This window comes from Legionella santicrucis, from assembly GCF_001468135.1.
In the GTDB taxonomy this organism is placed as follows: domain Bacteria; phylum Pseudomonadota; class Gammaproteobacteria; order Legionellales; family Legionellaceae; genus Legionella; species Legionella santicrucis.
In genome coordinates this window covers 58,795-66,294 of the sequence record NZ_LNYU01000009.1, presented here as the reverse complement: position 1 = coordinate 66,294, position 7,500 = coordinate 58,795, and the positions used below count along the sequence as shown (strand labels likewise).

The window sequence follows — 7,500 nt, the reverse complement described above, 5'->3', positions numbered from 1 at the left end:
ATCATCGCATCAAAACCTTTTAAATGATTGACCTATCTTCTCACACCGAGTATCTTAGCCCGGTTGGCAATTTCCTGCCATACCTAAAAAGGTGATTTAAGATAATTTGTCACTCGAAATTGTCTCAGTGAAGACAATAGCATGCTTTCGAATGACAATGTATAGGCAAACAATGGATAAAAAATCTTATTTATACATCGAAAAACGAAGAACAAATAAAAATAAAAAATCTAAGCCTTCTAAGGTATTAATGGGTTTTGCCTTGATTATTGCCTTTTCGCTGCCGTATTTTCTTGTAAAAAAATTTTCACATGACTCATATAGCGAATCTACCATCCAGTCCATTTCATTACCTAACCAAGAAGAACAAGAAGAACAATATGATGACTATCAAGATCAAGATGAAGATAATGTAAATGAAGAAAACTCCATAACGGAGGAAGACGCCCCAGTCAGTAAAGAAAGCAAACTTGAAATAATCGAAGATAAAGCTAAAGCAGTTGTTGAAAATGTCGTTAATGCAATTAAACCTGCTAAAAAAATTGTTAAAGACAATGAATGGCAAACTATTAGACCTCACTCAGGCGATTCTATGGCTACTATATTTAAACGCCTAGGTCTAACCGCACAAAATTTACAACTGGTACTGCAGAAAAATCCTCATGCTAAAGCGCTTACAGCAATAAACCCTAAACAAGAGTTAAAATTTTTAATTAACAAACATAAATTAGAAAAATTAGTCATCCCGATGAATAATATACAGACACTAACCGTTTATAGGGATGGGGCCGTTTATAAAACTAAAGTTGACTCTAAAAAGGTAACCACTAAAGAGCGATACATTACAGGTGTAGTTAAAGGCTCGCTATATACTACAGCCCAACGCTTAGGAGTACCAAGGAAATTGATTCAACAAATGACTACTATTTTACGTAAGGAAATTGATTTTTCACGTTCGATTCGTAGCGGGGATCGATTTTCAATTGCTTATGACAGTTTTTATGTAGAAGACAAAATGGTAGGTATCGGCGATGTTGTTGCCGTAAGCTATACCAATCAAGGGAAAACAGCACAGGCTGTACGCCATATTAGCAAAAATGGTAACCGTGATTATTATACTCCTAAAGGAGAAAGCTTTAAAAAAGCCTTTTCCCGCTATCCCATTAAGTTTAGTCATATCAGTTCAACCTTTTCTGCTTCAAGACAACATCCCATATTACACTATAGAAGAGCACATAAAGGCGTCGATTTGGCAGCCCCAATTGGTACTCCTATTCAATCAGTAGGTGATGGAGTCATTGCAAACATTGGTAGGCATAACGGCTATGGTAATATGATTGAAATTAAACATGATAAAACATACAGCACGCTTTATGGACACATGCTTCGCTTTGAAAAAGGCCTCTCAAAAGGCAGTAGAATAAAACGAGGCCAAGTCATTGGCTATGTAGGCCAAACAGGTCTTGCTACAGGACCACATTGTCATTATGAACTGCATGTTCATAATCAACCAAGAAACCCTACTACAACCTACTTACCAACAGCCACCCCAGTTCCTGCTCGAGAAATGGCTGTATTTAAAGCAAAAACTCAAAAAATATTTGCCCAATTCAAATTGCTTGAAAATCCAAATTATGCAGATAAAAGCAAAAAAAATACCCAACAAAAAAAGAAAACTAAAGTTGGTTAATTGGTAGTTTCGCATAAACAAACAGAACTTCGCATATTTGCATTTTTGGGATTATACTAATTCTAAAGCCTATGAATCCGTATATAGAATGAAATGAAGTCCCTAATCCCTACCCTCCTCCTTTCAACACACTCTATACCCCAGCATTCATCACTAAGATGGGCTTTATATAAGCCTTTTATTGTCTTGTGTTTCTTATTTACTTATGCGAATCCTGTTTATGCTATTCCCCCCCCAGAAACTTTAGCTTTTCTTGGAGGAAGTCTTGTTTATTCGGGATTAATAGTCATTGGCCTTATAAGTATTTTCTTCAAATACATTTGGATAAAAACAAAATTATACCTGTTGTGGCGTCTTTATCTGCCTTGGATTGTTTTCATTCTTATGGTATCAATATTCGCTCTGAATTTTTCAAGCATTCCTCCGATTGGAATTCGAAATACCCCTGCAACAGTCCAAATGATAAAACATTGGAAAGAGATAAATTCACAATTTGTCTTTATTGATTTACGTGATAGTGGTGAATACGATAAAATTCATATAGCGGGTTCCCTTAATTTCCCTGCGGGTACAGGTCTTAACGACTATTTAAAAAAAGACACTGACAAAAAAATCATTCTTTATTGTGATAATGGCTTCAAATCAGCAACTTTAAGCTGGTTAAACACCGACCAAAGCCTATTAAAGCAAGTACATAATGAAAAGAGACTTTTTTATTTTCCTGATGGGCTATATCAGTTCATGGAACTAGGAGAACAAAGTCCTGCTCCTGTTGTTATTAACGTTCCTTGGGCGTATGCGCAATATTTATTAAAAAAAACTCCATTCATGCTGCTTCCATTTAAAGAGGACAATCAAGCACTATCAAAATACCAACAAATTATTTCAAAACAAGACATCCCCATCATAAGTTATAAACAATCTCATGATGAGCTTGCTGATCAATTAAATAACAAATTCAAGAGTGTTAATTCTTATTTTACCTCTAATAATCAAATACAACCGTTTCCAATAACCAGTTTTTTAATGGTATTAGGCATTTTATTTGCCACGATACTTTTCATCCGTCGTAAAGAATTACTACGAAGCCTATTTGCTGAAACTTCAGCATGGTATCAATGGGCTAATGTGTTGATAAGTCTTATTATGACTGTGCCTACTATTGCATTCAGCATGCAACTCACTATCCCCTTTGATGTCTATCTTTATAAAATCGATCCGAATCTGCCCATGAATGCAGCTTATCTCATTCCAATTTATACGCTTTTTGTCTTAGTCTTGGGAATACATCTTATGTATCCTAAGAAAAACCGACTCGATTTTTTACGAAACCAATTAAATTCTATTTTCGCCCCCACTAAAAGCAAACTTACTGTTCGACAAATTTCCTGGAAAGTGATCCTCATTCCCTGTACATGCCTATATGTGCTTTATTTAATTCCGCTTCCTTTATCAAGCATGTTCATTATTAGTATTTTTCTATTGATTCCTATTGTTGTTGATTTATTACTGTATGCGTTTATTTATCAGTTTAAAAATTCGGATAAACAGGCATTAAATTTGCTGAAACAATGCCATTATGATTGTTATCCTGATGGAAACTCTTTTATCCAAATAAATACCAACAGCGAATGTTCTTTAGGTACAATTCAACTTACCATTGAGAATCAATCAATCTACTTAGGCTTATTCACTCACTTGATTAGCAATAGTAATAAGTCCAGCCAAAGTGCCTCATTTCAAGAAAAATATGGTTTAAAAGAAGAAAAACTCACAAAACTTTCAGTTATGACTCGAAATTTATTACTATTATTTCAACAAGATATAGAGCTTACTCTTGATCAGGAACATCGTATTACTTTGATTAAATTACATCATAATCATCATGACAGCAGAGTTTTCAATCGCCATATTTTATTAAAACATTATCAAATGCTTCCAGGGCTTATTCAGGAGCAACGCTTTACATCATTACCGTTACAAGAAACATTTGTAAACCCAACACCACTACTGCTTAGCATTCTCAAACAACGTTGGAGCGATGCAGGTGGATGCCTTAAAGCCTTGCGTAAACTAGGTTTATTGATTAAAAAGAAAGAAATAACTCAAGAGCAATTTATTGTATTTTACAATCAAATTTATATTGATAATGCATTTGAACAAGCAATTTTTTCCAGCAATAAATTACTGGCGTGGATTCGTAACAAAGTAGTACGGTTGCAATTTCGCCTAGCAGCAGAAAGTATTCTTCAAGATTATCATATGCTCATAGCTCCTAAGACTCAGCTAAGAATAATGAAACTTACTGAATATTTGCATCAACCTTTATCGGTACGAGAATTACAACGAATTCTCAACCGCGCACTTACAGCTTTATACAAACAAAGTGCCATGTGGCAATTCTACAGCAGTCTCTTGCATCAAGATGCATTTCGCCAATTGCAAATTGCAGCAACCAAGACCTCTTCAAATTTATCTGAGTTACTTCATTCCTCTTTTGAAGCACCACAATCTATAACAAACGCTTCCTTCTACGAGCTATCCGATCAATCAAACTTTAAAATTAATTTAAAGCAAAAATCAAACTCAAATCTTCGTGATTCTTTTTTAAACACAGAATACGTGCGCACTCATGTGCGACAATTTCAGTTAAAAGAATGGCAACTAATAAATTTACTTCTGGAGAGGCTGACACAACAATTAGAGTTACCTTTAAGCCTCTCCTATTTAACAATGAATGAACTCCGCTCACTACCTAAGAACCGAAGTACGCTCATTGAATTATTGAAAGACCGTTATACGACATGGAAACTACAGAATAAGCATCAATTCCCTAATGCATTTTCATTACATGACATCGAGCAATTACCTTTAAACGCAACAGAACAAATTGCAGATAGCCAATCTCAATCTGCAGCACTTAGAGTCGCAGGGAAACAACGTATATGTACAGGTACTGCAATAGTTTACAAAGAAGGACTTAACCTTGAAGCTCTAGAACGATGCAATATTTTAATTGCAGATAACCTCCTACCAGAACAAATTCTTTCTTGCCAACATATTAAAGGTATCATTTTAAAAAAAGGAGGCTATCTAAGTCATAGCGCTATCATCGCGCGAGAAAAAAATATAGTCATGATTGCTCAATTTCCCATGTCTACCATTGAAGATAAAGACAAATTAGTCATTCACTCAGGAAATCAAGTAAGTATTTTGAAAAATAAATTCATTGAATGGGATTTTCTTGAAGCACAAAAAGATAATTTAACAATAGGCAATAAAGCCCAACGTTTGGCCGTATTGAGCCATAATCGATTTAATATCCCAGAAAGTATTCTTTTAAAACATAACTCCATCAAAAAAATATATGATTTGGTTTCTTCTTCAAACAAAAATCCACTATGGCCAGAATATTTTGAAGAATTAAAACAACTATTTGAGCAGGTAGCAGGACAAACATCTATTATTGTACGCTCCTCTACTAATTTAGAAGATTCAAGCTTTTATAGTTACGCAGGTATATTTTACTCACAAGCAAATATCACCAGTATAGACGAATTTATTTCCGCACTCTGTGCTTCATGGGAAAATATGATACAACGCCACGAACTTATCAAAGAATACAGCGGAGAAAATAAAATAAACCTGAATCTTATTATACAACCCTACATTAAGGGTCAAGTAGGCGGTGTATTATTCACCCAAAGTGAACTCTCTGAATTAATGTGTATTGAAGTGGCAAGCAATGGAATTGAAGGAGTTACAGAAGGTAATGGCGCTGTAGCCTCATTACACATCAACGCACTAGGCCAAACACTCTATGAGCAGGGTGAAAAAGACATATTGACTCCTAAGCAATACCGAGATTTATATCAATTAGGACGTCAATTAGAAACTTTATTCGGCAAAGCCCAAGATATCGAATGGATTATTGTAGATCAACAATTGTATGTGATTCAATGCAGAGACATCAGTGATAAAGGTCGATTAATAGACAGCTCAACTGAAAGCCATATATCCAATAACATTTTAAAATAATTCAGTAAATTTTCCATTTTTTTCGAAACAATTACAGCCTATTTGGCATCCACCATACCCATAAAAACTCCTCTTATTAAAACTCAAATTAATACGTTTAAACACGCTCAGAAAAACGCTTAATAGTTGCTTAATAATAATTCATTATAATTAAACCGTAGGCACTTAACCTGTTGTTGTGAGACAAAAATATGTCCAATTCCAAAGATGAAATCCAATTACCTCAAGACTCCATGTCTGGTATCACGATACAAACCTGGGGAACTCAATCCCGATCAAGTAATGGAATGATAACATTTGCTGATCAAAAATTTTTTGGAGGAGATGTAGGACACGCATCAGTTAATATGAAGTTACCTGTAACTTCAACGACTAAAGAATGGATTGAGAAATATTGCTATAAACAAACATATGAGCAATTTAAAAAGATAAAGGGAGAGGAGAGTACTTATGAAGAATACCTTAAGGACGGAGGACAAATAATTCCAGTCTCATTAAAAACTCAAACTACACGAGTTGCACGCTATGATTCTTCCGGAAAAATGGTAGCCACCCATGATAAGGCATATGAACAAACTTATTTTGATATTGATTGGAGTTGGTGGCCAGGAAGAATACAAACAACAGAAGAAGATTATGTTTGGGAGCGAGAAGGTAAACATTTCGAATATGATGAAAAATGGAAAGAAATTTTACAACCAGAACAGAGGATACATAAAGGAAAACTTGGGCATAGAGTCATGGATTATGCGCCCTCTTCAATTATTCACCAAAGAGACATTCCCTCAAGTGAGTTAGAGAAAATCACAAGAGACCATCAAATCCACCAAATCGAAGAAAGAATAAAATTAGTTGCCCTTTTGAACTCTAAAATTGAAGAAATGACTGGCCCAAAAGTAACTCCCTCTATGGAGTTAATGTTTAAAAATTTGGGAATGAATATTGAACAACTTCTTAATGAAACTAAAGAGCAAGACATAGACACAAAAGATGTAGGAAAACTCAAAGAATATCTTACAGCCCGTCTATTTGAACGAAAATGTGAACTCCAGCAACAGTTAGAAGAATTGCAAAAAGAGATAGATGAATTAAGCGTCAGAACTAAGATCGAGGATGTTTTTTATGATCTTGACTACCAGTATAATAATATACTCGTTGATACAAATAAGGGAGAAAAACAATTAAAAAATATAGATAAGTTATTTGAGCTATTTGAAATAAATAAAACGGAAACAATCCCCTATTCCGCTGAAATAGATGAATTAGTATCTAACTTACCCTTTCTAGAAAATAAAGTACAACTCATCAATGGAATTATATCTCCAAAATCCATTGAAAATTTAATAGAACATATTGAAACATTAAAGAACGACCTATCCAAAAAACTAAATAAACAAAATGAGCAAGCAACTGCATTAATTCAAAAATATGATAAGCTTCTTGAACAATATCAAGATGATGAATCGGGTTTGAATGATGCGCTATGGGAAGAAGGAATTGAAAAAGAAGATGTAGAAAAGGCAAGAAAAACAATATCTCAATCAGATACCAGTCCTGAGCTTACAAAATTAGTCAGCCTCCAAGAACAATTAAGCAAACATAAAGAAAACGGAGTGTTATTATCCAGCGAGCTGGAATCGTCTTTTATTACTTCTGTTAAAGAATGGAAATCTAAACTTGACACCCCTTGCCAAGTCATTACCAAGGAATCAATAGCGGAAATAAAAGAAGCACTTGGACAACAACGAATCCATATAGAGACAGAAATCCAA

The 7,500-nt window shown here is 34.5% G+C and carries 3 protein-coding genes and 1 pseudogene (1 of these 4 only partly in view); 3 read left to right on the top strand and 1 reads right to left on the bottom strand.

What is annotated here, in order from left to right:
* A protein-coding gene (gene tyrS / locus Lsan_RS02210; protein ID WP_058512912.1) for a tyrosine--tRNA ligase crosses the window boundary here: on the bottom strand, positions 1 to 5 show its beginning. Its footprint begins 1,192 nt before the window's first position; 5 of the gene's 1,197 nt are visible here — the first part of the coding sequence; its start codon is at positions 3 to 5; its stop codon lies off the left edge, out of view.
* A gap of 167 nt (positions 6 to 172) precedes the next feature.
* Between tyrS and Lsan_RS02205 the strand changes: the two genes are divergently transcribed.
* The 3 genes and pseudogenes from Lsan_RS02205 to Lsan_RS02195 all read left to right on the top strand — a co-directional run.
* Entirely contained in the window at positions 173 to 1,690 is a 1,518-nt protein-coding gene (locus tag Lsan_RS02205; protein ID WP_058512911.1) for a M23 family metallopeptidase, read from the top strand.
* Between the two features lie 93 nt (positions 1,691 to 1,783).
* Complete coding sequence (locus Lsan_RS02200) at positions 1,784 to 5,728, top strand: PEP/pyruvate-binding domain-containing protein (protein WP_058512910.1); 3,945 nt, start codon at positions 1,784 to 1,786, stop codon at positions 5,726 to 5,728.
* A 191-nt stretch (positions 5,729 to 5,919) separates the two neighbouring features.
* Positions 5,920 to 7,500: pseudogene (locus Lsan_RS02195) on the top strand (Dot/Icm T4SS effector SidG); the annotation flags it as partial.

What these genes read in the sequence shown, in the direction of transcription:
- Lsan_RS02205 (WP_058512911.1), top strand. Translation starts at nt 173, where the DNA reads ATGGATAAAAAATCTTATTTATACATCGAAAAACGAAGAACAAATAAA.
- Lsan_RS02200 (WP_058512910.1), top strand. Translation starts at nt 1,784, where the DNA reads ATGAAGTCCCTAATCCCTACCCTCCTCCTTTCAACACACTCTATACCC.